Origin of the sequence: Nioella sp. MMSF_3534, assembly GCF_030732985.1 — a bacterium.
In the GTDB taxonomy this organism is placed as follows: Bacteria; Pseudomonadota; Alphaproteobacteria; order Rhodobacterales; family Rhodobacteraceae; genus Nioella.
In genome coordinates, this window is the sequence record NZ_JASHJX010000029.1 from 1 (window position 1) to 25,364 (window position 25,364).

Annotated in this window: 30 protein-coding genes and 1 tRNA gene; 11 read left to right on the plus strand and 20 right to left on the minus strand. The window is 56.3% G+C overall.

Annotated elements, in window-relative coordinates:
* Positions 1-34: 34 nt before the first annotated feature.
* Positions 35-109, plus strand: a tRNA-Phe gene (locus RBB16_RS12895).
* Positions 110-231: 122 nt separating this feature from the next.
* Positions 232-1,524 carry a DUF6538 domain-containing protein gene (locus tag RBB16_RS12900; RefSeq protein WP_306046558.1) on the plus strand — a complete coding sequence of 431 codons (1,293 nt, stop codon included), beginning with the start codon at positions 232-234 and terminating at the stop codon, positions 1,522-1,524.
* Between the two features lie 219 nt (positions 1,525-1,743).
* Here the strand turns inward: RBB16_RS12900 and RBB16_RS12905 are convergent, their stop codons facing one another.
* Entirely contained in the window at positions 1,744-1,905 is a 162-nt protein-coding gene (locus RBB16_RS12905) for a hypothetical protein (RefSeq protein ID WP_306046559.1), read from the minus strand.
* Between the two features lie 187 nt (positions 1,906-2,092).
* On the opposite strand from RBB16_RS12905, the gene RBB16_RS12910 reads away from it, so the two are divergent.
* The 4 genes from RBB16_RS12910 to RBB16_RS12925 all read left to right on the plus strand — a co-directional run bounded on the left by RBB16_RS12910 (position 2,093) and on the right by RBB16_RS12925 (position 5,908).
* Positions 2,093-2,749 carry a tyrosine-type recombinase/integrase gene (locus RBB16_RS12910; protein WP_306046560.1) on the plus strand — a complete coding sequence of 219 codons (657 nt, stop codon included), beginning with the start codon at positions 2,093-2,095 and terminating at the stop codon, positions 2,747-2,749.
* 98 nt (positions 2,750-2,847) lie between these two features.
* Positions 2,848-3,366, plus strand: a complete 519-nt coding sequence (locus tag RBB16_RS12915) for a hypothetical protein (RefSeq protein WP_306046561.1) — start codon at positions 2,848-2,850, stop codon at positions 3,364-3,366.
* Positions 3,367-3,542: 176 nt separating this feature from the next.
* On the plus strand, positions 3,543-4,919 hold the full coding sequence (locus RBB16_RS12920) for a hypothetical protein (protein ID WP_306046562.1): 1,377 nt from the start codon (positions 3,543-3,545) through the stop codon (positions 4,917-4,919).
* Positions 4,920-5,062: 143 nt separating this feature from the next.
* Entirely contained in the window at positions 5,063-5,908 is an 846-nt protein-coding gene (locus tag RBB16_RS12925) for a hypothetical protein (RefSeq protein WP_306046563.1), read from the plus strand.
* On the opposite strand, the gene RBB16_RS12930 is transcribed toward RBB16_RS12925, so the two are convergent.
* Positions 5,905-6,825, minus strand: a complete 921-nt coding sequence (locus RBB16_RS12930; protein ID WP_371931246.1) for a Fic family protein — start codon at positions 6,823-6,825, stop codon at positions 5,905-5,907. The two genes, RBB16_RS12925 and RBB16_RS12930, sit on opposite strands and share 4 nt — an antisense overlap.
* Positions 6,747-7,010, minus strand: coding sequence for a DUF4172 domain-containing protein (locus RBB16_RS20695; RefSeq protein ID WP_371931247.1), 264 nt, complete (start codon positions 7,008-7,010; stop codon positions 6,747-6,749). Before RBB16_RS20695 ends, RBB16_RS12930 begins: the two co-directional genes overlap by 79 nt.
* A 255-nt stretch (positions 7,011-7,265) precedes the next feature.
* On the opposite strand from RBB16_RS20695, the gene RBB16_RS12935 reads away from it, so the two are divergent.
* Positions 7,266-7,568 (plus strand): hypothetical protein, encoded by a 303-nt coding sequence (locus RBB16_RS12935; protein WP_306046564.1) that lies wholly within the window; start codon positions 7,266-7,268, stop codon positions 7,566-7,568.
* A gap of 10 nt (positions 7,569-7,578) precedes the next feature.
* On the opposite strand, the gene RBB16_RS12940 is transcribed toward RBB16_RS12935, so the two are convergent.
* The 4 genes from RBB16_RS12940 to RBB16_RS12955 are packed head-to-tail and all read right to left on the minus strand — an operon-like array spanning position 7,579 to position 9,996.
* Complete coding sequence (locus RBB16_RS12940; RefSeq protein WP_306046565.1) at positions 7,579-8,301, minus strand: hypothetical protein; 723 nt, start codon at positions 8,299-8,301, stop codon at positions 7,579-7,581.
* An 11-nt stretch (positions 8,302-8,312) separates the two neighbouring features.
* Positions 8,313-9,212 (minus strand): DNA cytosine methyltransferase, encoded by a 900-nt coding sequence (locus tag RBB16_RS12945; RefSeq protein ID WP_306046566.1) that lies wholly within the window; start codon positions 9,210-9,212, stop codon positions 8,313-8,315.
* 23 nt (positions 9,213-9,235) lie between these two features.
* Positions 9,236-9,604 carry a hypothetical protein gene (locus RBB16_RS12950; protein WP_306046567.1) on the minus strand — a complete coding sequence of 123 codons (369 nt, stop codon included), beginning with the start codon at positions 9,602-9,604 and terminating at the stop codon, positions 9,236-9,238.
* A gap of 23 nt (positions 9,605-9,627) precedes the next feature.
* A complete protein-coding gene (locus RBB16_RS12955) occupies positions 9,628-9,996 on the minus strand; it encodes a DUF3768 domain-containing protein (protein WP_306046568.1) in 369 nt (122 codons plus the stop codon).
* Between the two features lie 322 nt (positions 9,997-10,318).
* Here RBB16_RS12955 and RBB16_RS12960 point away from each other — a divergent pair, with 322 nt between their 5' ends.
* Entirely contained in the window at positions 10,319-10,624 is a 306-nt protein-coding gene (locus tag RBB16_RS12960) for a hypothetical protein (protein ID WP_306046569.1), read from the plus strand.
* A 9-nt stretch (positions 10,625-10,633) separates the two neighbouring features.
* On the opposite strand, the gene RBB16_RS12965 is transcribed toward RBB16_RS12960, so the two are convergent.
* The 10 genes from RBB16_RS12965 to RBB16_RS13010 form a co-directional block, all read right to left on the minus strand.
* Positions 10,634-10,918: a type II toxin-antitoxin system RelE/ParE family toxin gene (locus RBB16_RS12965; RefSeq protein ID WP_306046570.1), complete on the minus strand. Its 285-nt coding sequence runs from the start codon at positions 10,916-10,918 to the stop codon at positions 10,634-10,636.
* A complete protein-coding gene (locus tag RBB16_RS12970; RefSeq protein WP_306046571.1) occupies positions 10,918-11,187 on the minus strand; it encodes a CopG family transcriptional regulator in 270 nt (89 codons plus the stop codon). The genes RBB16_RS12965 and RBB16_RS12970 overlap by 1 nt, the downstream gene beginning before the upstream one ends.
* 77 nt (positions 11,188-11,264) lie before the next feature.
* Positions 11,265-12,287: a hypothetical protein gene (locus RBB16_RS12975; RefSeq protein WP_306046572.1), complete on the minus strand. Its 1,023-nt coding sequence runs from the start codon at positions 12,285-12,287 to the stop codon at positions 11,265-11,267.
* Positions 12,288-12,301: 14 nt separating this feature from the next.
* A complete protein-coding gene (locus tag RBB16_RS12980) occupies positions 12,302-13,492 on the minus strand; it encodes a toprim domain-containing protein (RefSeq protein WP_306046573.1) in 1,191 nt (396 codons plus the stop codon).
* A 476-nt stretch (positions 13,493-13,968) separates the two neighbouring features.
* A complete protein-coding gene (locus tag RBB16_RS12985) occupies positions 13,969-14,373 on the minus strand; it encodes a DUF6527 family protein (RefSeq protein WP_306046574.1) in 405 nt (134 codons plus the stop codon).
* A gap of 1 nt (position 14,374) precedes the next feature.
* Complete coding sequence (locus RBB16_RS12990) at positions 14,375-15,766, minus strand: ThiF family adenylyltransferase (protein ID WP_306046606.1); 1,392 nt, start codon at positions 15,764-15,766, stop codon at positions 14,375-14,377.
* Entirely contained in the window at positions 15,766-16,620 is an 855-nt protein-coding gene (locus RBB16_RS12995; protein WP_306046575.1) for a multiubiquitin domain-containing protein, read from the minus strand. The genes RBB16_RS12990 and RBB16_RS12995 overlap by 1 nt, the downstream gene beginning before the upstream one ends.
* Before the next feature lie 69 nt (positions 16,621-16,689).
* Positions 16,690-20,103 carry an ATP-dependent helicase gene (locus tag RBB16_RS13000; protein ID WP_306046576.1) on the minus strand — a complete coding sequence of 1,138 codons (3,414 nt, stop codon included), beginning with the start codon at positions 20,101-20,103 and terminating at the stop codon, positions 16,690-16,692.
* Complete coding sequence (locus RBB16_RS13005; RefSeq protein ID WP_136439366.1) at positions 20,090-20,638, minus strand: hypothetical protein; 549 nt, start codon at positions 20,636-20,638, stop codon at positions 20,090-20,092. Before RBB16_RS13005 ends, RBB16_RS13000 begins: the two co-directional genes overlap by 14 nt.
* The gene (locus RBB16_RS13010; protein ID WP_306046577.1) at positions 20,628-21,431 is read right to left on the minus strand and encodes a hypothetical protein; all 804 of its coding nucleotides are present in this window, start codon (positions 21,429-21,431) and stop codon (positions 20,628-20,630) included. Before RBB16_RS13010 ends, RBB16_RS13005 begins: the two co-directional genes overlap by 11 nt.
* A 184-nt stretch (positions 21,432-21,615) precedes the next feature.
* On the opposite strand from RBB16_RS13010, the gene mobC reads away from it, so the two are divergent.
* The gene (mobC, locus tag RBB16_RS13015) at positions 21,616-22,125 is read left to right on the plus strand and encodes a plasmid mobilization relaxosome protein MobC (protein ID WP_306046578.1); all 510 of its coding nucleotides are present in this window, start codon (positions 21,616-21,618) and stop codon (positions 22,123-22,125) included.
* On the plus strand, positions 22,125-22,265 hold the full coding sequence (locus tag RBB16_RS13020) for a hypothetical protein (protein ID WP_306046579.1): 141 nt from the start codon (positions 22,125-22,127) through the stop codon (positions 22,263-22,265). The genes mobC and RBB16_RS13020 overlap by 1 nt, the downstream gene beginning before the upstream one ends.
* A gap of 72 nt (positions 22,266-22,337) precedes the next feature.
* On the opposite strand, the gene RBB16_RS13025 is transcribed toward RBB16_RS13020, so the two are convergent.
* Genes RBB16_RS13025 through RBB16_RS13035 form a run of 3 tightly spaced genes read right to left on the minus strand, consistent with a single transcriptional unit; the run spans position 22,338 to position 24,788 of the window.
* Complete coding sequence (locus RBB16_RS13025) at positions 22,338-22,979, minus strand: hypothetical protein (protein ID WP_306046580.1); 642 nt, start codon at positions 22,977-22,979, stop codon at positions 22,338-22,340.
* Between the two features lie 7 nt (positions 22,980-22,986).
* Positions 22,987-23,478: a hypothetical protein gene (locus RBB16_RS13030; RefSeq protein WP_306046581.1), complete on the minus strand. Its 492-nt coding sequence runs from the start codon at positions 23,476-23,478 to the stop codon at positions 22,987-22,989.
* On the minus strand, positions 23,475-24,788 hold the full coding sequence (locus RBB16_RS13035; protein ID WP_306046582.1) for a hypothetical protein: 1,314 nt from the start codon (positions 24,786-24,788) through the stop codon (positions 23,475-23,477). Before RBB16_RS13035 ends, RBB16_RS13030 begins: the two co-directional genes overlap by 4 nt.
* Before the next feature lie 309 nt (positions 24,789-25,097).
* Here RBB16_RS13035 and RBB16_RS13040 point away from each other — a divergent pair, with 309 nt between their 5' ends.
* Entirely contained in the window at positions 25,098-25,328 is a 231-nt protein-coding gene (locus RBB16_RS13040) for a hypothetical protein (protein ID WP_306046583.1), read from the plus strand.
* Positions 25,329-25,364: the final 36 nt, after the last annotated feature.

Consider the following 25,364-nt stretch of genomic DNA (forward strand, 5'->3'; position numbering starts at 1 on the left):
CGCCCCCACCCGCAGGAGACTCTCCTGCTCCCGTGCCCGGGTAGCTCAGGGGTAGAGCAGTGGATTGAAAATCCTCGTGTCGGTGGTTCGATTCCGCCCCCGGGCACCATTTGTCCAAAATACAGACGGACTTCCGCCCCTAAAGGCTTGATTTCATTAGATGCAGTGTGATCCCGCGTTCAGCTGGAATCGGCCAGTCTGGACAAATTCTGGACAAGGGATTCCCGTCTCATGTGGGGTACGCATCTCAAACAGAAAGGTCGCTGGTGGCACTATTATCGTGCGGTGCCTCGAGAATTTCATGACGTCGAACGCAAGCGCCTGATCAGCTTTACCCTAAAGACCGGCGATTTTGTTGAAGCTCGCCGCCGTGCGGCAGAAATTTCTGCTCAGATGGAGCAAGACTGGCGAGAGGCCAAAGCGCGAGGTGTTTCACTTTGCGCACAGGATGCGGCGGAACGGTATCGGGCGGCGTGCCAGGTTCAGCGAAACGCTGGGTTTGAGCCACGGACCGCAATGGACTTGTCGGATGCAGAATTGCTCGACCGCCTTCGGGTCCTGATCAACGGCCATGAGACGGCACCGGAACAAAAAGCCGTGCTGGGTCTGGTCGAGGAACCAGAGTTTTCCCTGGGGGATGCCTTTGACCGGTTCTGGGATTACATCAAGGATGAATGGACGCTACTCAGCCGCGATCAACAGCGCGTGAAACGCAACATCTACCTCAAGGCAATCCGCAATTTCGAGGAGGCCATCGGCCCACTCTCCTTTCACAAGGTGGAGCGCGGGCATGCGGTTCGCTTCCGCAGTTGGTGGGTGGATCGGGTGCAGGCCAAAGGCCTTAAGCCGTACACAGCCAATCGGGAAATCAACTCCCTGCGCCGGATGTATTCGGTGAACTTTGATATTGTTGGATTGTCCAAAACCAACCCCTTCAGCGGAGTCCGATTGAAGGAAGTTGCAGAGGTGTCACGGATCCCTTTCGAAACCGAACAAATCCAGACAATCCTGAGACCCATTGCAATGCCCAAGCTGGATGACAGTTTCAAATTGCTGATCCGCTTGCTGGTGAATACTGGCATGCGACCGGTTGAGGCGATCGGATTGGAGTTGGGCGACGTGATCCTTGATCACGACGTGCCGCATGTACATGTGCGCAAGAACTCTGTCCGGGGCCTTAAGACCGATCACTCGGAACGGCTCCTGCCGCTTTTGGGCGTGTCTATGCAGGCCGCAGAAGAACTGATTGCGGCCAGTGGCTGGGGCAAGCGGTTGGGCAAGAACATGTACGCGACCAGCGTGATCAACCGGAACCTGCGTGACAGTGGCATCGTGACGGACAAGCGCCAGAGCCTCTATTCTCTGCGGCACTGGTTTCAGGACCAACTGACCAAACGCGATGTCGTTGATCGGGCGCAGGCGCAACTGATGGGTCACAAGTTCCAGCGCCCAAAATACGGCTATGGCAAGGATCTGGCCGAATTGCGCGACATCATTGCCCCCTTCGCGATTGAAGCGCCTTAAGCCGATTTCGAGAGACACCCAGGCCACTTCGCTCGGCCTGAATACTCACCAGTCGAGCATGCAGGCGCAAAAGCATGGCTTCCTCGCTCGGGTCGCAGCTGCCCATAAGGTCAGCCAGCAATTGCTCCATCGCCGCGAATTCCGTCTGTGTGATTGGTCGCATGCATTGGGTCTAACGCAGCCCCAAGAACGCCAGCAGAGACGGAGTTCCGCTTTGGTCTACTCTCTTTGCAGGCGAGCGAGATGCCAATTTCGGAATTGTTCCAACAAGTCCGGGCTCATTCCTCGCTTGCGGCGTTCCTCCACCAGATCATCCAGCTGGGCTTCGGTCATGATGGTAATATCGGACCGGGCTTCGAAACTGTAGGCTTGGGTGAACATGACAGCCCGACGATACCCTTGCTTTTGTCAAAAGCGAAATCGGTCTGAGCCTGTTTCTTCATGTAATCTTCATGTATCATGGGCCTGTCTCCAGTGCTGGAGCGGCAAAACAGCGCCTTTGCTCCGGACTTAAAATATCAAAATACTTTCGCTTTTGACAAAAGCGAAACTCTGACCCCCTCTCCAAATGAGCACCCCTCTCCGGCCACAAAAAAAGGCATGGAATGCGGGCGTGATCGTGGGCCAGAAGCGGGCGTTTACGTTGGACGAGATTGCCGTCATCGAAGCCCGTTTGTTGACCGAAGAGAACCGGCACGATCTGGCGTTGCTCAGTTTTGGCCTGGATACCATGTTCCGTGCCAGCGACCTGCTGACCACGCAGGTGTGGCAGGTCAAGTATCCGAGTGGCCCCATCCGGTCATTGATTGCTCGAAGGCAGCAGAAGACACGGCACATCGTCAATCCGGTGCTGACGCCTGCGACAAGGCAGTATTTGCTGGCTTGGATCGAAGCGAGTGGCAAGAAACCCCAAGATTATCTGTTCACGCGCAGCAAACCGACCGGCGCAATGCCGATCAGCCGCCCGCATTATGCCGAAATCATCAAGACTTGGGCGGTCTGGCTGGGTCACGAACCTGCCGAGTTTTCGAGCCATTCCATCCGTCGCAGCAAACCCGCTCACATGTATTGGCAGGGCGAGGACATCGCCCTGATCTCGCGCCTTCTGGGTCACAAATCGATCGCCAACACCATCGAGTATCTGGGCATCACGCAACACAAAGCGGAGGCAGCTGCGCTTCGACATTCGATGATGGGCGGAAGGCAGAACATCACCAATCGTTAATCGGGCAATTGCGTCAAGCTGGCAAGAACGAAGCGGCCCGCTTGGGAATCCGACTGGTTAAAACTCGTCGGCGTCAAACTATTTTCTGTCAAGAAAATTTGACGAAATCGCTGTTTTCGTTAGATAATAAGATCGTTTCCTCACTACTCTCTATGGCAAAATTTGGAACTCTGGCTGCCGGAGCACTTGCTCTTACCGTCGCGGCGGGTGCGGCCGAACAGGCAGACGCTCAAGCGAGTGAGCTGGCGCTACCTCACCCCGATGGTGAAATCGTGATCGACGTGACGCGCGTGGCTTTGGACACACAAATGCAGATTCTGGAACAGCTGCAGGCCTGTTTGCAGGAGGGCTTTGAATTTGCGGATGCCGATGGCAACCAGCAAATTGAAGGCGATGAACAGTTTGACTGGGATGATGAGCGTGGTTTTTGCGCGGAGAGCGCACGAAGCGATTTCCGACAAGCTGCCTTGCGCGAAGAAATCCAGATGGCGAATGCCGAGCAATCGGAGTTGCGTGATGAACAAGCGGCACTGATTGCGAGAAGAAACGAAGCCAATGCAGCCATTAGCGCTTTGACAGAGGGTGCAATGGCAGAAATCCAAGAGGAAGGGTTGTAGGTCGATTTGGATGTTTGGGTAAGTTATGTTAAAATATAATGACTTAGCCTTTCTTTATGAACGAAATAGTACCCGGCTCCGGAGATGTTGCTCCCGGTGGTGCAGAGCGACGCCGCCCCCACGATGAGGTTATCGCGGAGGGCGAAGCGGCAGCGGTGGCTTTGCATGAGATGGAAGTGAGCAACGCTTTGGCCGAAGACCCTGAGCACCGTTGTGCCGATATCAAAATCTGGGTTGAGGCCGAGTGTGATTACTTTGGGATTGAGCCGAAGAATGATCCCGTCGCGGATCAGATCACCCAAATTTTGTATGACCACGAAAACAGACAGCACGAGCGTGGTCGTGACGCGTACGATGTCACCGATGAAGACCGGCGGCGGCTGGATCGGGTAATTGAGCGTGGCATAGCGGCAGCGGCGGATGAACGCGACGAGGTAGCTCTGGAGTTGGCGGCCGAAACTGAAGTGGCAGAGACTGCCGCCGAGGTTAGCGCAACAGAGGCTGAAGCCAGTGCCACCGAAGAAGCGGAGACAAATGAAGAGAGCTACCGTGCGTTGCTAGGGTCAGTTGAGTACCGCAACGCCTCAAACGCCGAAAAGATCGCAATGATGTCGAACCACCCCGACGTGCCAGAGAGCGAACGAGCGAAGTGGCAATCATTCGGTCGGATCTTGTCCATCGCAGCAGCAGCGCCAGAAGACCACGCCGTCATTGCAACGCGTTTGAACCAGCTTGATTTGAGCCAGGGCGCGCCGGACCCCGTAGGCTTCGCTCGGGCGTTCATTTTCGACAGTCCAAACAGCCAGCTGTCATCGGGTATTTCTGAGGCCACGCAGGCGGCGATTGCCGAAACGCTCGGCATCGAGCGTCCTGCACTCGATGTGACCACCGGCAGCGACATGACCGATGTGTTTGAAAACGGTGTCGGCACGCGCACCGTTGTTGATCCGGAAACCGGCGAAACCCGCGAAGAGCCGATATTTCTGCAACCGGGCGAATTCGAAGAAATTCGTGATGGGCAATCCATAGGACTGACCCCGACCGGCGACCGTGCCATGCGCTTTGAGGAAGAGGCTGGGGATTTCACCATCCGGTTACCCGACAATGCCACGGCGGAGGACATGGCACTCTACGGCCTGACTGGCCAGATGATGAGTCGGCTGCACGCGGTGAATATGGGTGAGATCTTCTTCCCTGGACGCTCTCAATTGGAACGCGGCGGTGGAACGTTGGACATCCGCATGCCGGGCGACTTCCACCGCGCCCAACGGTTGAGCCAGATCTTCTTTGGTGGTTTGGCCGGGCATGATGGCGAATTGCTGGATCAATCCGACCTGAACCGCATCCCCTACCTGATGCAGTTCCAGAACGAACGCGGTGACGCCGTGATCGGCGATGTCGATCCGGAGCGCATGATGGCAGACTATCGGCAGCAAGGCCTGGTCGACGCCTCAAATCAACTCGACTGGGATCGTTTCGCGGAAATGGTCGAAGCTAACCGCATGAACCTGTGGACGGAGGAGAACTTCAGCCATACGGCACAGGCAGCTTAGGGCATTCCGATTTGCCTGTTTCGCGCCTCAAGGCATAATAGGCACAACTAACCCTGCATATCATCCAAGATCCGAACCAACCGCATCTGTACCATGGCAAAGATGGGCTTGTTTACATCGGCTTTGGTGAAAGCAAGTGCCTGATGAAACTGGATCTGATCCTGCCAGAGGCTTTGAGAGGCATGCCTTATGACGAGGTAAAACCCTCGCAAAAAATCGGCCAGTACTTCGAACTGGCGAATTTGGTGTTGATCTCTTCGGAGGCCATGATTGCGCATATCAAAGCGACTGACATGACGGGGGCGAGTGAGGCAAACTCGGCCAAGGTCCGACTGCCCTTTGCCGATCTTGATTACCTCCGTTTGCGGGACGAACAGGGACGCTTACTCCCCAAGCAAACAGAAGCGGTGTTTTCGATTGTTCAGGCCTATTGGGAGGGGCGTCAGAACCTCGGCCTGGGGCCCGGTCTGGTCGCGAGTCTATGGCGGCGCGGCATGAGCACCCCAGATATTATCCGGTCGATTTCAGCCTCAACTGGTCCAGATGGGAGGCTGATCAAACCCTCGGGTCGCGGGCGTGACATCATGCAAGTCGTGATAGAGGCCTATCTGGAGATGAAAAGCCTGCCGAATGACGCAGAATTGTCCGTGTCTGAGGCGGGCCAACTGGTGGAACGTTGGCTAACAGCAACGCGAAGCACACCCCTGGACGCAGCAGAAAGCGGCAACTCCGTCCTTCACTGGTCCGATTACCGCCGCCTTGGACTGGTCAATGAGGCGGGCCATGCCAATCTTGCGCAGGTGCGGCTCATCACCAAGAAGGTCTTCTCTATCAATGGCCAGATATCTTTCAGAGCCCTGTCCGCCTGGATCGACAAATACCACCCACCGCAACCTCAACCAGCTAAGCCAAATGGCCAAGCAGTCCGTGCGTTGCTGAAAAAGAAACGCAAACAAGGGCGGGTGAATCGCAAGCGTGGGCGGCGCTAGAGGGTAGGAAGATTGAGATAGTACCGCGTGTAGCGCCGTTCGCCGGTTTTTTGCAGCGCGCCTTTCTCGACGAGATCGGTCAGATCGCGTGTAGCTGTCGTGGCGATTGCACCAGTGATCTGGCGGTAGTTTGCGGCACTCAAGCCACCCTCAAACCTGTCGGGCTCTGCGCGGAACAATCGCAGGAGCACCTTTTCCTGCCGTTCGTTGAGCTGTCCGCGAAGCCGGTCGAACATCTTCACCTTGTCGATCAGGCGCGTGAGCTTGTTTTCGCTGTAGGTCAGCGCTTGCAGCACGGTTTCGCCAAACCACACCAGCCACGGCGTGATCTCCAGAGACCTATTTGCAGCCTCAAGGGCGTCATAATATCCGCGCTGATTGCGGGCGATCATTTGAGAAAGTGCAATCAGGCTGGGCTGGCCGAGGCTTTGCGCCAATGCCTTTTCTGACAGCGCGCGTCCGATCCGGCCATTGCCGTCCTCGAATGGATGGACGCAGACGAAATAGAAATGAGCGATCCCTGCGCGGGTCAACGCCGGTAGATCGCGACTGGCGTTGAGCCAGCCGATGAAGGCGGCCATTTCCGCCTCCATTGCTGCTGGGGGCGGCGCTTCATAGTGAACCTTTGGCGCGTAATCCGCCCCCGAAACTACCTGCATCGGTTCCGCATGTTGTCGCCAACCGCCAATGACATCCACATCGCGCCGACCGTTCAACACCATGCGGTGCCAGTCAAACAAAGTCGCCTCTGTCAGCGGCACATCGAACTCCCGATAGAGCGCGACCATCATTTCGGCAATTCCTGCCTCACGCGGCCCCGATCGGCGGCGATCCGTCTTCAAACCAAATTGGCGACGCACCGAAGACTGCACCGCGTCCCGATCCAGCAACTCCCCTTCGATGGCAGAGGTTTCCATGGCCTCTTCACTGAGCCAATCGATCCGAGGTCATCGCGGTCCTTTTCATCCAGATGTGCTGACGCCCCCACTAACCGCCCGGATCCAGTCAGAAACCGTTTTTCCAGGGACGTCAAATCTTGCTCATCCCAGGTAAACTGGGGCCAGTCCGGAAGTTGCCAAAGCCAGGGTGTGTTTTGCGTCATGAGCCATAGGATGCGTTTCTATAGCTCATAATTTAGCCAATTCATGGCGTATAGCAAGTCGATCTATAGCTCATTGCCGGTGTTCGCGTGTCATCCATCTCATTCTGAGGTTCGGAAAACCGCACGTTTCGGACACTGCCCGGCGCGCTCGAAAGTCAAGGATTTGCCCCTCGTGCCTCGGGTTCCTCCTTCGACTTTCTCACTGAAACGCCGTGCAAAGGCCGACGTGCTCAGTATTTCCTAACCCTAACTATCATGAGCTTTGCAAATCATTGTCCGGCATTTGACTTTCCGTATTCTTGGGAAGACGCGTTTTCCAAATTTGGCTTCGACGATGGCGATCACTGTTTCACAGAGGTTGTTGTTCATGCCTTGGAGGCATTTGGTGCCGAGGTTGAGACAGAACAGTGGGTGATGCACAACGAAATCATCACTTCGATCAAAATCGACGGGCGTGAACAGATCCCCGAAGACGTTAGAGAGTTTCAGATCGGATATGATGATCCGCGTGACTATCTGCCGTGTGAGCTGATTTCCTATCTCGACAAGCGCTTTTGAAGCAGACGGGTCAATCCCGCTGAAACCGTCTGTGGGCGTCCATCGCAAGTTTGACGTCCACAGATGGCAACGCGGTAACCTGGGCTGGTTGGCCTGAAGCGCGAAGGCGCTCAAGGGCGCCTTCCAAGCGGGTAAGTGTCGTCCATGGATCATTTTGGTCCAGATGGTGACGAAGAAGGCAAACCGCCCGCCCCGCATCATCAATGTCTTCCAGCACCTTTTCTGTGTCTTCGTCTGGCCGGTTTCCGCAGAGTGCGGCGATTTCTTCTTCAGCACGATAGAGTGCGCCTTCGAGATCGGCCAGAATCTGCCATTCACGGGGCCGCACCGAGGTGTCCGGCACGGCGTTGAATTTGGCGACTGCCTCCTGGATTTCCCCTGCAAAAACTTCGACATCACCGCGACCACGCTCATAGCTTGGGCGGGTAATGGTCAGCATCACGCGCGACACACAGTTTTCACGCAGTGCCTCGATCCGGTAGTGGAAGTCCCGGTCACCATGCGCTTCGGCGTCTTTGGTCAGATAGGTCGAGCCGCCGCGATCTTTCAGAACGGCGATGATGGCTGCCGCAAAGTCTGCCGCTTCAAATCGCGGAGGATCCCAAGCCAGCCGCCTTGCCATGGCGACATGACGGACAAGGCCGAAAGGACCGTCAGGATAGCCGTCATGGTGTTGATAGATGTCGAAGCTGTCTTTCTCGTCAGCAACGGTGATGGTGGCGCGGGTGGACATGTTACTTGGGGTTAAGAGCTTTCTTCGAAGGCTTGGATGAAGGCGGCAGCGACCTGCGGGACGATGGCATTACCGTAGGCGCGCAATCGTCCCACGCGGCTGGGAAACCCATCAGCCAACGGGCAAAGCCCGGGTTCAGCCGGTCGCCATTTATGGTCCTGGCACCAGATCCAGTCCGGGGCATCCCACGGGGCGCGACCAGCCAGACTTGTCGGCCGAGCAGGCCGTTTGTGGTAACGTTGCTTTTGCGCCCGTCTTTGTGATCGCGGGCGGTTGGTGTTGCCCAGCCGACGAGAACGATCTGATCCTGCAACCCGATCTGGCGACCGATCTTCTTCCGCTCCTGAAACTGCCTGAACGTCTTGCAGCCTGTTCGAGATCCGTGCGCCATCGGCGTTCTCCAGCCCGAGCAATTCGGCACCGAACCAGAGCCGTTGCCGGATATGCGGGGCGCCAAGGCCCGCAGCGCAGATATCTGCCGCCCCGACGGTGTAACCCGCCGCTTCCAGGTCAGCCGATACAAGATCGAACCAGTCAAGCGCAGGTTTTGATGCAACCTGTTCTCCAAAGACTGTTGCCGGCATGCAGGCTTGGACGAGCCTGAACCAGACGGGCCAGAGGTGGCGGTCGTCATCGAAGCCACGCTGCTGACCAGAGCTTGAGAAAGGCTGGCAGGGGCAGGATCCGGTCCAGACGGGTCGGTCATCGGGCCATCCGGACTGGCGGAGCGCGAGGGACCAGCCGCCGATGCCTGCGAAGAAGTGGAGTTGTGTGAAACCATCAAGGTCTTGGGGTGAAATGTCTCGGATATCGCGTGTGTCGACCACGCCCGGCGCGATGTGCCCGGCCTTGATCAGCCGTCGCAGCCAGTCTGCCGCGAACGGGTCGATCTCGTTGTACCAGGCTGTCATAGGAAAGCGGGTGAAAAGAAAAACTACCACCAGCAGGAATAGAAGACCTGTCGGCGTGTTTGCAGGATGGTGTGTGCCCAGGCGCAGAACTCGAGGTCTTTTTCCCGGTAGTCGGCGGCGTTTTCGTCCTGCCATTGATGGCCGAAAAAGAATCCGCCGGGACTTTGGGGCAGTTCACCCCGCTCGACCATGTCCTGCAAAGTGGCAATATCTTCGGCCTGAAGTTCCAGTTCGCCGCAGTTCAGTTGATCCCGCGACTGGCCGGTCCGGGCTTCATAAAGCCGTTCCATGAACTCCTGCAGCTTGGCGTGTTTGCGCCAGACGAACTTTGGCTCGACTTCACATGGTTTCTGTTCCGGCAGCCGGGTGTAGGCGTATTGGTCAAGGCCCATGGGTTTGATGAGTAAAAGGCAGGTTAGTATTCTGACATCAGTAATACGGTCATCACGCGGGTGGTCACTTCCGGGTCGGTGGGATCCGGGGAGCCGTATTCCAGATTGCGATCATAAGCGTCGATGGCGAACATCATCCGCTCACCATCGATCTCGAAGAAGCCCTTCTCATGCGTACCCCAGGGATCGTTTTCCGGTGTGAAATCGTCATAGTTCCGCACGGCAGCAAAGACACGCGCTTGCACGTCAAAGCTCAATGCGGCGACCCCTTGGGTCATCAGCATCTGTCCGCCGAACCCGGTCTGTCGCAGCCGGTCGTTCAACTCGCGAATGATACGCTGTTGATCCAGTTCTGCGGATGCTTCGGTCTGTCGCTCCGGAGTCTCTGACATGGGATGAGGTTAGCTTCAGGGTAAGCCTAGCTCGGCTTGGAATACGCGTCGAGTATTGCACAACCCTCGAGTCCGCGAAGCCCGGAATGCGCACCTCGAGTTCGGCTGCCCGTTGCTCCCGCTTGTTTGGGCCGGAACAAGAACCGACCAAGCCTGCCACGCCCTGGGTTCAGTCAACAGTTTGCCGCGCCTTTGTGGTCGAATTTCTGACGGAAAAGTCTGCAACTTTTCCTGAAATTCTCCGCGCGTTTGCCTGTTTTGACAGCCCCCTTTCCGGGGCGTGGCGCGTGGTTGGTGTCTTTATCCTTTAACCCAAACTGACATGACCAATACAACTGACCAACTTCGCGAGACCTGCCGTGCATTCGTCCACGACTTGGAGGCGCCGAGCAAGACTTCTCAGCGCGATATGATCGACAACGCCCTAGATCTGGAGTTCACGATCAACAGCCGAGGTGATTTTTTGGGCGCCCGCATTCTGGTTGCCTTCGGCGGGCCCAATATCTGGATCGATACACGCTTTGACCGAGTCGAAGGGTTCTGGGGTGACGACCGCGTAGACCAATCGTATCACGATGAAAACAACGTGCATGAATACTGCGAGGACCTTTTGAACTGCGTCAGATAATGCGAACGCTTATCGTTCTTCCCGGGCGTGCCAGATACGTACGATCACAACCTGATCGGCGTATTCACGGTAGCGGATAACATAGCTGCCCGCGCCGAAGGACACGGAAAGTTCCCGAAATGCCCGATCCGGTTGCCATGGTCGGCCCTTTTGCGGAAAATCGAGCAGGGTTTCGGCGGCGGTCACCAAGGTCATCATCGCCCGTGCCGCAGCCTCCTCTGAGTGGGGCGCAATGAATTCATATAGCCGACGCAGATCGTCCTGCGCCTCCGGCAACCAAACGAGATCAACCATCAGCTCTGACTATGATCAGACTTCGCTGCCAGACCCGCCGCCCAAGCTTTCACATCGTCATGGGTAACGGTTTCTCCGGTCAACTCAAACCGTTCCCAACGCGCCTGCATCAGATCGCGCTCGGCCTCCAGCGCCTCCTCCGTCGCCAGATACTTCTCTACTGCCTCCTTCATCAGATAATGCGGCGAGCGATCCCGGCGCTGGCCAAGCGCCTTGAGACGGTTCTGGGTGTCTTCGTTTAAACGCAGCGCAACAGTCGGGTTTGGCATCGGGGTCATTTTCCAGTTGGGTAGATGTTGTACAAAGTATAACATATGATCTCCATAACACGCAAATCAGATCGCGATCACTTTCGTCTCAGGAGCAGCGCCGGCCCAAAGAGCGCGCCCAACTCAAGGCTGATCGCGAGAAAAAGCGGCAACCAGATCTGGCGGCCGTTGCCGAACAAACCGAGTTCCTCGAATGTGGTCACCATCCGCGCCAAAAGTTCCGAATTCCCATGCTCCGCTTCGGTCAAGGCCACGATCTGATTCAGAACCTCCTGCGCCTCAGAAACGGTGCGCTGAAATTCTGCTTCCAATTCCTGTGCGATCGGACCACATCCCCCTCGTGCGCATTCCTGCCGCCAGGCAGCTTCGTTCTGGGCTGCACGTTGAAGCAGGTTCTCATGTTGAACCCGAAGCGCTTCCCGAGTGGCCGCGCGGGTCTCGGCATCGGTGTTGAACTCCGCGCCCAGAAGAAACGAGGCAGACAAAATGGACGTGGTTGAGAGAACCGAAACCGGAGACAGAACCAGAGCGATGGCCAGTGCAAAACCACCCAACGCCCTGTGACCAGTGCCGCTCAGCCAAAACCCCATCAGGACAAAGCCCGGTCGCATCATGTCAAGCGCCGTCACACCCATGGTGAACAGAATCTGGAATTGCGCAGCTTCGCGCCCCAACTCCCAGGCAAAGCTGGCGTTCAACCCAACCAGCGCCGTCAGAAGGATCAGGCAGGCAATCGCGCTGAAACTCAATCGACCAAGCTCAGCCCACCAATCGGTTCTGCTGGGTTTCAGAACCGCAACCGGCGCTGGATCAGTAGAAAGCAAAGGCAGAGTTCTGTGCGGAAGGCGCATCTGGCCGAGCGTGCTCAGTGACCAAGCCCCGGAAGGGGCATCATACTCAATGATCCCCTGCCGCTTCAGGAATTGCATCGCCCCTCGCACCAGATCGCCATCGTTGGCCTCGTTCAAACCGGCATCCAGCAATGCTTGCGCGAATTCGGTTTTTGAAAAGCCCGAGGTCGGCAGCTTCTCTAACGCCGCGATGAACAAGGCTTCGTTCAACGTGACGCCTTTGATTATGGTCGAAAGAGATTGTGACATGCCGTCACCTCCTGTCACAGCCAGCCGCGATCACGCAGCCATTGCAGTTGTCTCAAAGAAAAGTCCGCGAGGTCCTGAACCTCAGTCGGGATGAAGACATCGCCTTTGGGACCGCGCGCCATGGCGGTGTTCCAGTCGAAAATCTCGATCTCCAGTCCGAGCGCCGATAGCTTTTCTGCGGCTTTGGCCGCACCTTGTTGCCCGGCTTCGTCGCGGTCATAGGCAATGCGGATCCGGTCTGCGCCCAACTCCCTAGCCATTGCTGCGAGTTTCAAAGCTTGAGCCTTGGACAAGGCCGCGCCGAATGATCCCACGACATTGCGAAACCCGGCTTCCACAGCCTTGGCAACGTCAAACGGCCCCTCCGTCAGCAGGATTGCACCGGTTGATCTCACCTGTTCTGCTGCATCCTCGTGCAATAGCAGGATCTCCTGTGCGTGTAGCTCAGCCGACTTATGAAAGCCTTGATAGAAAAGGTATTTGGGATCGGTTTCATCGCTGATCGCACGGCCAAGATGACTCAGGATCACACGATTAGGTTCGCCGCTGCTCTTTTTCGTCACCCGAGCGTCTGCAACCTGAAACACGATCCGCCCCTTCAGCGGCGATCGTCCCTGCGGCAGATACCCGATGCCGAGAAACGCGCAGGTTTCCTCCGATATTCCCCGCGCCTCAATCGCCGGATGGTACTCGCACAGCTTGAGCAGATCCTGCCGGATTGGATCATTCACGGGAGGTTCGGCGTCGTTTCCACCTGTCACAGCGCTTGTGACGCCCCGGCGCACGCTGTCACGGGTATATGTGACAGGCTTTCCAAGTTCGATCGAAGCATGTGCCCAGCCGCTTTCCAGGATCTGGCGGCCAGCCTCGTAACAATTCCCGCCTTCCAGACGCTGTACCAATTCAATCGGGCCACCGCCTTCGCCAATCGAAAAGTCGTACCAGACCCCGCCAGCCGCCATATGGAAACTCGGCGTCTTCTCCTCATGAAACGGTGAGTACGCCCACCAGTCATTCGGCTTGCTCTTCTGCTCAGCTTTTTTCAGCCCAAGACCGGTGAAGAGCGCCTGCCAGTTGATGGAGGCCCGGATCTCATCCAGGTTTTCCGGCCCGAGCCGCCCCCGCAAATGCCCAGCAGAAGTGGGCACCGGTTCTGCGGCTCGGGCATGCGGCCTTGAAACGATATCGGTTGTGCGTTTGTTCATGAGAGGAGACTTGGCACGGGCCCCTCTCCCCCATCAGGGGCGGAGTTCCGTCCAGATCACCTTCAAGCGTACATGGCCAGCGCGGTCTTCCAAGTCTTTCGCTGGATTGTGCAAAGCATGACATCGGTGCGTGCCCCGAAAATTGACGGGCAAAGCCCGAACCCGCGCGCTGTATCAGCATAGCAGAATTCCTTCCTCAAAGCGGAACGCGATGCTTATCTGGCAGAGCCACAGCGGCGGTGCATTTGCACCGCGCAAGTTTGCATGTCTGCACAAACAGCCCGGTCGCAGAGCGCACCGAGGCTGTTTGACGCGACATGCAACTTGCCAAGGGAGGGCCCTTGGAACCCCGGAATTGAGCGGCAAGAGCTGCAAGTGCAGCGAATGTTGGCTGGCACAAAAATGTTCAAGATGTTTGTTGAGTGCTGACACCTACCGCGCACTCATTGCGTGCCTCCGCAAGACCCAAAGCAAACCTATGTCGGCTCTTCGTTGCCGCGATTGCGTGAACCGATTCCGATGTTCGATTGCGTGGATGGTCTTCCTCCCCGACACCAAGTGATCTGCCCGGTCTTAATCCAGAAATGGCATCCACACTCGTTCTTTTGATGAATAGACGGATGTATTGTTGGCCGTGCCCAAAAGTCTTCCGAAACCTGCCAGCGTGGTCGCTGGTTGGGGTTGAGCGAAAGACTGATGATTTCACCGCAGCCACCGGGACACTTCATGCACGCCCACTTTTTGACATCGCCACTTTCGACGATGGTGAGCTTACTGGCTTCAAGCATCGACCGGTCTGGCAAGGTTGATGCGCGTGTTGTCAGAACATCAAAACGTAGGAGGTGCAGCCGTCGTAAAAGGCGCGAGATGATATTTTTCATTTCAGCTCACCATGTCCAGAAAGGGGTGCAAATCCCCACGACCAAGCGTAGCTGCTTGGTTGCAGCAGGGGCAGTGCGGCTGCGTTTCGACCAAGGGTCTACGCTCATCTCTGGCGTGAAAGCGCCGCATGCGGGTGGGGACCATACCAGCCTCTCCAGCAAGCCCAGTCACACCGTCCAACCACTCATTGACCGCCATTGCCGCCGCTTCAGTCGTGAAGGTTACCACGGCGGGAGAAGGATCGCCTTCGCCCAGAACGTACGCTTCTTCTTTCAACCTCTCGTAAGCGTCAGGGTCGTCGCGTCTTGTAGCTTCTTCGCGCGCGCGGCGGAGATCCACGTAACCGCCGCAAAGCAGGCAAGGATGCCCAGGCACAAGTGTCGAAACGCGGGCGAAGAGATCATATGCTGTGTCGGTGCGCCGCTGCATGGCAAGCCCCACATCGATAACGGGGATGCCGTAGAACCGCGCGAAGCGATTGAGAAACAACCGTCCGGCGTGGTCATCTGTGCAACAAAAGATCACATCGCACGCTTTCAGCGCGTCCCGGGTTTCAGGGTCTCCGGCCCAGGCATCCACACTCACCAGTGTCATACCGAGTCCGGATTCCTCTACGGTTCGCGTGTGAATAGCGATCTTCGGTAATTCGGAATCCACATCCGAGCGCCGCGCGCCATGAAGGCGGTTGAGATTTGTCTCGTCCACGATGTCCTTGTCGATTTGGATGGCCTCTTGAACCCCGAGCCGCAACAGCAGGGGCAAAACAGCACTTCCGGTCGCGCCGCCGCCAGCGATCCCACATCGGAACCCAGCAATTTGACGCGAGGCTTCCTTCCCGAAGAGCCGGACCTGGCGATCCAGAAAATCGGCCGGCGTTCCTTTCAGGCCCGAGATACGCATACGAGGTCCGACATGGAGGATCCGATCGATGTCATCTGTTTTGTCCGACTGCGTCCAAATCCGTGCAGCGAGATCGCCATTGCCGGCGATAACGACACTTATCAATCCTGGCGTCCCCTTCAGAAGTGCGGTGCGGGCCAGCTCGGATTCGTTGCGGTCGTCCTGCTCAGAGAACTTGGCCTGGCCTTTGGGGTGGGTATGAACCAGCGCAGGAACGAGACCCATCACCTTAGCCTTGTTCAGGAGGTGCATGAAGTCATCGGTCTGCCAAGTGACGTGCCGCGCTGACGCTGACACAAGCTCGTCACCGCCGATAGCATGGAAATGATGCGAAACCAGCCGACGCCGCGATTGACGTGTCCACGGATCGACTTCGATATCGGCAATGCCAAAGAGCATGTAGCCGGAGCGCTCCGACCCGGCCCCTGCCGCCAGCAGGGACCGAATCTGCGCCTCGTGCGGGTCCAACAGGATGAGATCCAATGCCTCCATCACGCCCGGGCCCCCGCCAACGCTGTTTGCACACGGGCGACCATAGTCTGAAGCCCGTCAACGCCCGGACGCCATGCATTATTGTGCCGAGACCACCGCTGCCATACGCGACCTCCGAAGCGGTGCTCAACAGTACAAGCCTTTGGCACTTGCCCGGTGCCTGCCAAAGTCAGCTTCGGTGCGACATAGAACATGTCAGGCGGGCAGTCCGGGTATCCCCTGGGAAGCAGGATCAGAACATCTGCCACCGTGTGGTTAAATTTGCCGACCGGCAGCGGCAGGTTTTTCAGGATGATCCCTGTGTTGCCACATTCCGTCACCACTTCAAACTCGTAGCCATGACCAGAAAGATAGATCTGATCTTTCGACGGAAGGGCATCCCCCTCCGTCGTGTGGTCGATCAGCGAAACGAACCGCTCAACCCCGGCATCGGCCAGGTTGATCACATCCGTATCCGCGATCCTCTTGTCGTGTTGCCCAGGGATTTCTTGCCAGAGGTTGTAGTTCGGCGGCAACTTGGCCAACTTGCGCAGCACGAAGCCGCTGATGCACGCCCGAGGCCATTCGAGATCGGCGTCGTCGATCTTGAACTTGAAGCTCCGATCGGAACGGGCGACGAGCACCTTTTCCACACCACGGCCACGAAGGTCAAAGCTTTCGTCGAGCCGGATGTCTTCGAAGTCGCCATTGGGTAGGATCGCGATGGCCGCATGCTCGTCGACGGGGCGACCACCTGCAGCCTCGATAAGCTGGCGCCCCAAGACCTTTGGATCGTCGAAGACGTGCTTTCTGAAGTTGAGGTCCTCATCGGCGATGAGGACAGGGAAGCGAGGAGTGTTTCCTTGCGATTTCATAGTTTTAGACCTTGTACATTTTGAGGTCACAGACACCATGTCTGCGCCTTCACAAGGACAATCGCGGCGTCAGGAAGAATCCGGTAAGCCTGATCCGATTTTTTTTCTGAGGGTGCCGGATGGTGGCGGATTACAGATGAAAAAGTAGGGGCATCGCGCACATCGGTCGTTGCGGTTGGGTGGAAATCGGCCCTCAATGATTGAGATCGCAGCGTCTGCGATCTTCTTTTTTCGGGTTTTGATTTTACCTTCGGACATACTCAGGCGATCCAGATCACCGCCTGTCAAGTACACGAATTCCGCCTCCCCGCGTCCTTCAGCTGCAATCTGAAACGCGGCAGCATCAAGAGCATCCAACGCCGTGCTTGTCTTGCGACCTGTGCGGATACGCCGGAACACCGTCGAGTGACCGGTCTCGATTTGCTCATGCGCAGTCACCAAGACCTCGGCGTCCCCGAAGCGAAGAGAGAGAGATTGCGGCACCCGCCGGTGCTCGCCCTGCCGGAGTTGTATAAAGAATTGCAGCAACTCATCGGAAATCTGCCGATACTCGGTGGCATAGCCGTGGTCAGTCGGGCCGTGCGCTGCCCAAGCGGCATCGATAATAGTACGCATCTCGGTCTCGCCGGGGGCGTAGTTTGGGCGAGTTGTCAACTCATCGACAACAGCCTGTACGGCGTTGTGCATGCGCATGGGTGCGGACTCCATGCGCCGTCCACCAACCTGCAGCACATGGGCGAAGAAGAATCGCCGCGGACATTTGTCGAAAGTCGCGAGTTGAGACGGCGACATGCGGGCAATTCCATCGACCTCCAATGTGAAGCGCTCAGCCTCGCCTGTGACATCTCTCACCGCGGAAATCGGGGCTTGATCGGACAAATAGCCCGAAATGTCGTCGAAAAACCTGGACCGGCTCTGCCGATGACCATTGGATTTTTTGTTGGGCGCGTACAGGAACAAACCGTCTTCCGCCCGGGATAGCGCTACGAAGAACAAACAACGCTGTTCCTCATCGTGGCCAGCATCTATTGCGTCGCATCCTCGAAACACCGGGCCCTCGATCATGCCGTCGGGTGGAGGAAGGCCACGGCTCTGTTTGGCCGAGCGTGGGATCGAGCCGCTTGTCAAAGACGGGAGATGAAGCACCTTGAACTCAAGCCCCTTGCTTCCGTGGATCGTCATCAGACGAACAGCGTCTATGCTCTGGGCAGCGGCAGGCAGATCGCGTAAATCCCGTTCGTCCGACAGGATCACCAGACGCCGGATATGTTCCAGGAGATCGCGGATAGGGTAGCCTGATTTTTCGGGAAGGGTTGAGCGCAGGAAGTTTTGGAATTGCCAGAGGGCAAGCGCAGGGTTGGCTTTCCCCTCACGCGCCTGTTTAGCGATGTCGGCGGCAAGGCGGGTGCGATCCAGATAGATTTTCGTGATCACCTGCCACGCGGTTGTCGTAGGCTCGATTCCCTCAAACGCATCAATAAGAGCTTTCGCTGAGGCCCGACCCCGCTCGCCCATCCCTAGTGCTGTTGCTAATATGGTGCGCCAGTCGAGCGGCAGAGGCTTCTTGCCGGCCCGAACTGCTTCGATGGCGATGGCGACGTCTTCGATAGACATCTGAAATGGCGACATCGAAGCAATGCATGTCAGCCCCATAGCCCTTGGATCGATCACGAGCGATAGGAGGGACAATGCTTCCTTGATCTCCGGCCGGTCGAACAAAGGGCCGAGGAACAGCACCGGGATCCCACGCGCCTCGAGGCCCGCAGCTATTTCTGCCAAACGTGCATTTCCCTTGCAGATCACGGCCTGGTCGCTAAAAGCGGTCGTATCATCGCAGGCAGCCATTATGCGTGCTGCGATTTCGTCAATCTCGTGATCTTTGGAGTCAACAGAAACGAAAGAGGGCGATACACCGCTTTTGCCCTTGAAGGCATTTGCCTGAAAACCCGTAGCCGCCATGCGCGTCGCCGCGAAAGCGCTGAACGTGTCGCAGATTTCCTGAGACGATCGGTAGTTCATACTGAGTTGCATCGACGTCCCACCCGGGAAGTCTTCGGCCTCGAACCGGTCGATATTGTATGAGGACGCGCCCCGAAAACGGTAGATCGATTGCTTGGCATCTCCAACGACCCAGAGGTTCTTGCCGTCCGGTTTGAGAGCGCGCAGAAGCCGAACGCTTGCGCGGTTCACGTCCTGATACTCGTCCACAAGGACGTGTTCATATCGCCCTCGCAACTCCTTTCGCACGGCCTCGTCGGATTCGACCAAGGCCGTTGGGCGGGCGACAAGATCGCCGAAATCGACCGCACCGCGCTCGGATTTCAATTGTTCATAGAGGTCGTAAACGGAGGCGATCTCGAGGCATTTCTCCGCAGCTATCTTGTCTTCTTCCGCCTCCGCCGCATCAGCCATCTGCTGCGCCAGCTCGCGGTAGCGATGTTGATCGACAACTTCGTCTTTCGCCCGGGAGATTGCCGAAAGGATGGATCGCAAATTGTCGGTTGGGTCCCAAAGATCGTTGAAATGCTTTAGCCTCAGGCGCGGGAATTCATCCTCAAGAAGCGCTATGGCTTCCGTGGCATCGATTAAGCGCGGGTCTGGAGACAATCCTGCCCGATCATGGAACCGGCGCAGAAGGTCGAGCCCAAAAGAGTGAAATGTTCCGATCCACGCAGACCCGGCTGCTTCCGGCCAGGCCAGCATGGCACGATCCGTCATTTCACCGGCCGCCTTGTTGGAGAAGGTGAGCAGCAAGATGCTCTCTGGATCGACGCTTCGGTCCTTCAATACCGACAGCCGGCCGACGAGCGTCTGAGTTTTTCCGGTGCCAGGCCCAGCTTTCAGGAGCAAGGCCTTGCCTTCATGTTCAGCCGCGCGTCGCTGTTCTTCGTTCAAGGGTTTGGGCGGCGAGGCCGCATCCTCATCCGGCTCAAACTGCGGAAGAAAGAGCGCATCAAAAAGCTGAACCGCCACCATCGGATAGGGGGCACCCAGCTTCTTGGTGATGTCACTAGCGCTCAAACCTTCGTCGATATGCCACGACCGGGCCAATGCGCGTGGAAACAGGAACTCGCGTGCAAAGAGGTCCATTTGGACCTCCTCGCGAGCGCGATTGCTATAGTCGACTACTCGATCAGCGCCGACAGATGACGGGTCTGCAGACCGCGCTGGATCGACCTCCATGGTTGGAGGTATGTCTACTTCACCACCAAATTCGTGGTGCCCGATTTCGTGCGCGACCAGGAAAGCGTCGAGAAATTTATTGCCCGTGTCCTCATGCAGGATGGTGGCAGATGCCCGTTGCAGAAGAGCTTTGCCGCCTTTGAGCTGCGGATGACCCGCTGGAAGTCTTCTCACCTCAAGATCGCGAACTCCGGCTTCAGCCAAAACGAATTCATAAGGCTGTGTGGGATCGCCGCCCTTGTTCACACGGTGATTATGAAGATCGGTCGCCCGTGCGCGTATCGCTTCAATCCGATCCATCGTCAGATAGCAGCGACTGCAACACGCGCTGCTCCTCCTCGGAAAGCCCGGCGCGACCAACGTAATCTTGGAAGTCGATCGGTGGCACGGCTCCTGGCTTTACATCTGATTTCATCGAAACGGCGTGCCCATCCCCTTGTTGCATGCCGCTGATGACATCCTGCATGTGTACGCCGAGCTTATTTGCCAGAGTTTTCAACAGGCTCGTTGGCATCGACGCGATATGGACAACTTCGGCGGTCAAGCCGGTGAAGAAGGCTCGAGGAAGACCGAGGTCACGGGCAAATTCCCTTACACCTGTTCCAAAAAGGGATTGTCGGACGTGTTGGACGCGTAGCGCTTCCGCGCTTACAGCCTTGGTTTCAAGTGGAAGACTTGCCTCAGCCGACGCCAAATCGCTCATCGACAGTTCGTTGAAGAGCGCGAGGAGGTCCTGGGTGAATTCCGGGAAACGCTGGAGGTATGCCTTGAGAATTGCAGGCGACATCTCCTCTTCCACGGTGAAGTCGTTGAGGACGTCTTCTCTATTGGCCATCACCAACCTCCAGTTCCAGCGCTTGCCGAATTTTTTTAAAAGCACGATCTCGTCGGTTGCGCACAGTCTTTTCAACGCAGCCCAAAAGTTCCGTCATCGAGGGTTCGCCATCTTTGTTCGTCTCAATAGGAATGTCTGCGAGTATCAAATCAATTACCTCTCGTTCGTCTGTCGGTAGAGCGTTAATCGCGTCACGCAGATGAATCCGGTAATCGAGATCCTCTTCAGCCGTGAGGCCGACTTTCTTGTATCGGTCGAGAGCGGCTTCGACGACAGCACGCACCTCGCCGGTGATTTCGTCCTCGATGTCCTCGCTCGCGTTTTCCCGTCGGCTTACTTTGCGGAGCTTCGTGATGTGCGCCGCGCGAACAGCCTTGTCGAAGACAACTTCATAGATATCGAGTTGTTCGTCATAGTCCTGCCGGTCGGTGAACATCAGCTCCGTGACATGATCGACAGTTGCGTCACGAATTTCAGAAAGACGCGCATCTTCATGGACTTTTTCACCCATGCGCCGGTTTGCCCTCGGACACGCCGCTTCGACTCGATCGCGCAGAATGTCGTAGAGCTGAATGAACCGACCATCCGAATTGTCCGACTTCGTCTGGCGTAGATAATAGACGAGCACTTCAGACGGGACATACTCGCTGTGACGTCGATCCCTTATCGATGCGCGGTTAAGCAATTCGTCGAAAGGCCATTGGACGCTCTTCTCGATGTACTGCATTGTTGGCGGTCGCCGCGTGTAGAGTTCGCCGCCAATTTTGCGTTTCTTAAGTGGCTGGACAACCATCAATCATTGCTCTTTTTTCGATATTCTTAAATAAGCCAATAAGTTCAATCGATGACGGCATCAGGGATAACAAATTCTACTATGACGACAGCCCAAGCGCAACGGAACTCCGCCCCTAAAAGACACGTGAATTCTGCACAAAATTTGCCGCCAATAGCTAACAGCGGTAAATTGGCAGCATATCATGACACTTCAATCAAGCGGGATCGGGCGGGTTCTGAGCCAGAACCTTCATTTGTCGTCAGACGAAACCCACGAGCGCGAAAAAGCAGAAGAGGCCGATCGTGCCTCCTATCGCCGAAATTACTGGCAAGGATACACCAAGAAAATCAAACGGATCTTCGGGACGGTTACTCCTGCAGAATACCAAGCGGTAAAGTCGAGAGCTGACGAAACCGAACGATCCGTCTGGGGACAGGTCTGGGCCGAGGCGCAGGCTTACAATAATGGGCGCAATCTGGCCTCTGGTGAGATCGCAGATCAACAACGCCTATTGATTGCTGAATTGCGCCGGATTGGGAACAACTTGAACCAACTTGCTCGTCTTGGGCACATCCAGAATAGAAAACACGGTAGCATCAAAGCAACTGACGATGCGATTACCGCTGACGCAATGCTACAACTGGCCAAGCTGGAAGAGGCAGTCACCAAGTTCGACGATGGGGTGGCGATCCGCGTCCAGCAGCAAGATTGATGATCATCAAATCCATGTCTCGCAAAGCGCCGACGTTTGGCCAACTGGTGGACTACATCGCGCGCGGTTCAAATGTGCAGACCGGCACCAAATCACCAGTTCGAACACTCGTTTTCTACGCGGCGAAAGATCGTGAATGAGCCCATTTTCCGGATGCTGCGCTCTGATCGATGTCGGCTATTTTAGGTTTAGTGTATATCTTCAAGCCCAGCTTACTTGGGCTCGTGCTCATTGGAGTATTTTTCTTTGATCAAGTCAGTGGTCGCCAAAGAAATCCGGTGTAGGTCGCGTGGATCTGGGCGGATGCAGTCGGGATGGACCGGCGCATAGCCTTGTCGTTCGGTTAATTCCTGCCCGTCTTTGAAGAATTTTCGGTCGTCGTGGGGGAATTGGAAATAGGGGTAGCCCTCGTCGGCCTCAAACCGTAGCAGTTTTCCAGGGTACCCGAACAGATTCTCGATGCCGTTGTCTTCGCACCATCCGCAGCCAAGCGAGGACCGGCTGTTGGTGCGTTCGCGTTCAAGGCAAATCTGACAGGGTTCCGTGAAATAGTCGTAGTCGAACTCTTCCGCTTTGCGCGCCCTGTTGGCCGCCACTTCGGCCCGGTCTTCTTGGACGGAATTGATCCGCGGGCGATACAAAAACCAGATGTCGCCACGGTGCGTGTCGTGGACCTTGACGTTCAATCGCCCCGCCAATTCGTGGGGCTGAAGACCCGCCCATTTGTGAAAATCTAGCAATTCGTCGTCTTTGCGCCAGTCGCGGCCTGTGCCGTCACACTTTCCGCACTCAAGGTTCACATTCGAATAGGTGCCGTCTTCGTTGCATCTCATACAATGGAGGAAATATGGCATTTTGCTCTCATATAATGTTGATAATATTGCCCTTTTTAAAGAGCTTATTGCACCTGAGACGGCCTGCATCGTCGACCAGCACACCGGCCTCAATCAGCCACTCGAAGAACTCTGGCGTAAGGTCTGAGTTCTCAAGATAGGCGTAAAGATCGGTTTTGCAGATGTAGAACTGTTCGATCTCATTGTCATAATCCAGCTGGTCGATGAAATCGTCCACCGCCCATCCTTTGAGAACCCGTATATCGACGACGCCGGAGGCCGCGAAAAGGACAGCAGCCAGAACACCGGATGTTGTCGATAAGCTTGGCCCTGCTTCGGCCAGTCCCATTGAGGCCAGCACGGCTGCCGCGATGTCGCGGATGGACGCCTTTTGTGTCTTTACCAGGATCTGAAGCTCGGCCCTATGGGTACTATCATTTGCGGCGGCATCGTGGAGCAAAGCCCCGAAAACTGACGAGGTTTCGAATTCCACAACCAGGGTTCTGGGGTCTTGGGTCATCGTTGAAAAACCTTCTCACCAGGGGGCAGATCAAGCCGTTGAAGGCTGCGGCTAATCCCCTGACTAGAATTACATTTTAAGGCATCATTCCAGTCTTCAGGCCCGTGATCAACACAATTCAAAAACCAGTCCTGAGCGGCCGCGTAAGGCGTAGCCTCTAACGTGCGCAGAGCGAAGTCGCCAAGCCTTGCGATATCTGCGGATGATGTGGTGCAGTCAAGTGTCGCAGCTAAGATCTTGCCAAATTTCTGGTCTCGCATCGCAGCCGAGCACAGCGCCAAAGGCACATTCAGTTCTGCTACGTCTCCCCATCCTGTGCCTTCAACGGCTTTGGCTACAGCATCGGACAGGGGTGTGTAGCGTACGCGGTTGGGGGTGCGGTTGCGCCCTAGGAGGATGTCATGGTTCACACAAGAGGCAACGGCCACGGCAGCTGCGGCCACGGCGGCTTCGGCGTGGATAAGGGCTTCAATGTGGCGCGCAGCTTTCTTGCTGTCCCAACGGGGCATGTCGTAGTCATCAAAAACATCCAGAATGAAATCAGAGTAATCCTCTTTGCTTGCACTAGGGTGTTCGGCCATGTGCAGATAGGTTTGCCGCAATTTGGGCCACAGTTTCGCCAGCTCTGTGATCTGTTTGAACCGGTTTTGGTCGCCAAAATCCGTGGCCCGCAAAACTGGGTCGATGGCCGCAACAAAGATATGATGATCGATCAGGTCAAGTGAATGCCCATTGTGGCTGGCAATAAAATCATGGGTTCGAGTGTAAACGACAGGCAGCTGTATGAAGGCCTGTTCGGGCAGAGCATTAGTCGACACCGCCTGAAAAGAAACGGCCATCGCCTCGGTCAGTGAGACCAGGGAAGCGGGTTTTTGATCGTGAAATTCGCGGAGCTGGAGGGCGTCATACCGATTTTGGATAATGGCGGATGACCAGATTTGGCGTCCTGCGTCTCCTGTACGCATACTAAAGGTCTCCAGACCTTCGCCTAAGCGAAAGCTGATCTCATCTGGGGCTGTGCGCACCGCATCATAGATTGCCTCGGCTCGGCGCCAAAGGTAATTTGTGAAGTTGCCAAAATATGGATACTGCAACGCCTGAAGGACATGACAGCATTCATGAGCCACTTGTTGGCGCACACGAAGAGAGGGGAGCGCGTTCAACCGAAAAGAGGCGGTGTTGTCGCCACTGAACCCATCGGGCAGCCGCATGGCAAACAACGAAAAGTCGAAATAAGCGTCTGGAAGATCCGGCGCGGCCATGTGCACCAAACGTTCGCGATCCAAGAATTTGATGTTTGGTGACGTCATTTGTCGTCTTGTCCTTCGGTGCCCTTCCCGCGCCCAAGTGCGAACATTGAGGATCTAATTCGATAAAGCGCCTTTTAGTTGCAACGCTGAAATTAACTTATGCCAACTCTTTTGGGTTGCCCACAGTTTAATAGATACCGACCTTAGCGCAGCCGCAGCGAAAGCTCACTTGGTCCCGCTATTTCCCCGTTCAAGATTGGCGCGAGGAAGGCCCGATCAGCGCTTGAACAAGCCCGGAACGGAGTTCCGCCCCTCGACCCTCTTTGCTGATTTCTACATGCTTGGGTGAATTATCGAGGAACGTTTTCAATGTCGGTCGATCACGAAGATGCATTCACACAAGGTCGGGAAGATGGTTTTACCTCTGGTCTGGCTGGCGAAGCGAAGGCACCTGAACCTGATCCGATTTTGGCTGCGCTCGACCTCGAATATGAGGGGCACTACCAGCAAGGAGCGGCTTTGGGATTTGTTCGCGGAAAGGAACGCCGGGAAATGGTGCGACGTCGGGCCGAGCAACAGATCAAAGATCGAGAGAAATAGAAACCATAACCTTTCCCGAGGCGGGGCAAGCCAAAG

What these genes read in the sequence shown, in the direction of transcription:
- RBB16_RS13025 (WP_306046580.1), bottom strand. Translation starts at nt 22,979, where the DNA reads ATGCCATATTTCCTCCATTGTATGAGATGCAACGAAGACGGCACCTAT.
- RBB16_RS12960 (WP_306046569.1), top strand. Translation starts at nt 10,319, where the DNA reads ATGACCAATACAACTGACCAACTTCGCGAGACCTGCCGTGCATTCGTC.
- RBB16_RS12975 (WP_306046572.1), bottom strand. Translation starts at nt 12,287, where the DNA reads ATGTCACAATCTCTTTCGACCATAATCAAAGGCGTCACGTTGAACGAA.
- RBB16_RS12930 (WP_371931246.1), bottom strand. Translation starts at nt 6,825, where the DNA reads ATGGAAACCTCTGCCATCGAAGGGGAGTTGCTGGATCGGGACGCGGTG.
- RBB16_RS12940 (WP_306046565.1), bottom strand. Translation starts at nt 8,301, where the DNA reads ATGTCCACCCGCGCCACCATCACCGTTGCTGACGAGAAAGACAGCTTC.
- RBB16_RS13020 (WP_306046579.1), top strand. Translation starts at nt 22,125, where the DNA reads ATGATCATCAAATCCATGTCTCGCAAAGCGCCGACGTTTGGCCAACTG.
- RBB16_RS13005 (WP_136439366.1), bottom strand. Translation starts at nt 20,638, where the DNA reads ATGGCCAATAGAGAAGACGTCCTCAACGACTTCACCGTGGAAGAGGAG.
- RBB16_RS12985 (WP_306046574.1), bottom strand. Translation starts at nt 14,373, where the DNA reads ATGAAAAATATCATCTCGCGCCTTTTACGACGGCTGCACCTCCTACGT.
- RBB16_RS12945 (WP_306046566.1), bottom strand. Translation starts at nt 9,212, where the DNA reads ATGACAGCCTGGTACAACGAGATCGACCCGTTCGCGGCAGACTGGCTG.
- RBB16_RS12990 (WP_306046606.1), bottom strand. Translation starts at nt 15,766, where the DNA reads ATGGAGGCATTGGATCTCATCCTGTTGGACCCGCACGAGGCGCAGATT.
- RBB16_RS12910 (WP_306046560.1), top strand. Translation starts at nt 2,093, where the DNA reads ATGAGCACCCCTCTCCGGCCACAAAAAAAGGCATGGAATGCGGGCGTG.
- RBB16_RS13040 (WP_306046583.1), top strand. Translation starts at nt 25,098, where the DNA reads ATGTCGGTCGATCACGAAGATGCATTCACACAAGGTCGGGAAGATGGT.
- RBB16_RS12935 (WP_306046564.1), top strand. Translation starts at nt 7,266, where the DNA reads ATGAGCTTTGCAAATCATTGTCCGGCATTTGACTTTCCGTATTCTTGG.
- RBB16_RS13010 (WP_306046577.1), bottom strand. Translation starts at nt 21,431, where the DNA reads ATGGTTGTCCAGCCACTTAAGAAACGCAAAATTGGCGGCGAACTCTAC.
- RBB16_RS12905 (WP_306046559.1), bottom strand. Translation starts at nt 1,905, where the DNA reads ATGTTCACCCAAGCCTACAGTTTCGAAGCCCGGTCCGATATTACCATC.
- RBB16_RS20695 (WP_371931247.1), bottom strand. Translation starts at nt 7,010, where the DNA reads ATGACGCAAAACACACCCTGGCTTTGGCAACTTCCGGACTGGCCCCAG.
- RBB16_RS13000 (WP_306046576.1), bottom strand. Translation starts at nt 20,103, where the DNA reads ATGGATCGGATTGAAGCGATACGCGCACGGGCGACCGATCTTCATAAT.
- RBB16_RS13035 (WP_306046582.1), bottom strand. Translation starts at nt 24,788, where the DNA reads ATGACGTCACCAAACATCAAATTCTTGGATCGCGAACGTTTGGTGCAC.
- RBB16_RS13030 (WP_306046581.1), bottom strand. Translation starts at nt 23,478, where the DNA reads ATGACCCAAGACCCCAGAACCCTGGTTGTGGAATTCGAAACCTCGTCA.
- RBB16_RS12900 (WP_306046558.1), top strand. Translation starts at nt 232, where the DNA reads ATGTGGGGTACGCATCTCAAACAGAAAGGTCGCTGGTGGCACTATTAT.
- RBB16_RS12980 (WP_306046573.1), bottom strand. Translation starts at nt 13,492, where the DNA reads ATGAACAAACGCACAACCGATATCGTTTCAAGGCCGCATGCCCGAGCC.
- RBB16_RS12955 (WP_306046568.1), bottom strand. Translation starts at nt 9,996, where the DNA reads ATGTCAGAGACTCCGGAGCGACAGACCGAAGCATCCGCAGAACTGGAT.
- RBB16_RS12995 (WP_306046575.1), bottom strand. Translation starts at nt 16,620, where the DNA reads ATGAAATCGCAAGGAAACACTCCTCGCTTCCCTGTCCTCATCGCCGAT.
- RBB16_RS12925 (WP_306046563.1), top strand. Translation starts at nt 5,063, where the DNA reads ATGAAACTGGATCTGATCCTGCCAGAGGCTTTGAGAGGCATGCCTTAT.
- RBB16_RS12950 (WP_306046567.1), bottom strand. Translation starts at nt 9,604, where the DNA reads ATGGGCCTTGACCAATACGCCTACACCCGGCTGCCGGAACAGAAACCA.
- RBB16_RS12965 (WP_306046570.1), bottom strand. Translation starts at nt 10,918, where the DNA reads ATGGTTGATCTCGTTTGGTTGCCGGAGGCGCAGGACGATCTGCGTCGG.
- RBB16_RS12970 (WP_306046571.1), bottom strand. Translation starts at nt 11,187, where the DNA reads ATGCCAAACCCGACTGTTGCGCTGCGTTTAAACGAAGACACCCAGAAC.
- mobC (WP_306046578.1), top strand. Translation starts at nt 21,616, where the DNA reads ATGACACTTCAATCAAGCGGGATCGGGCGGGTTCTGAGCCAGAACCTT.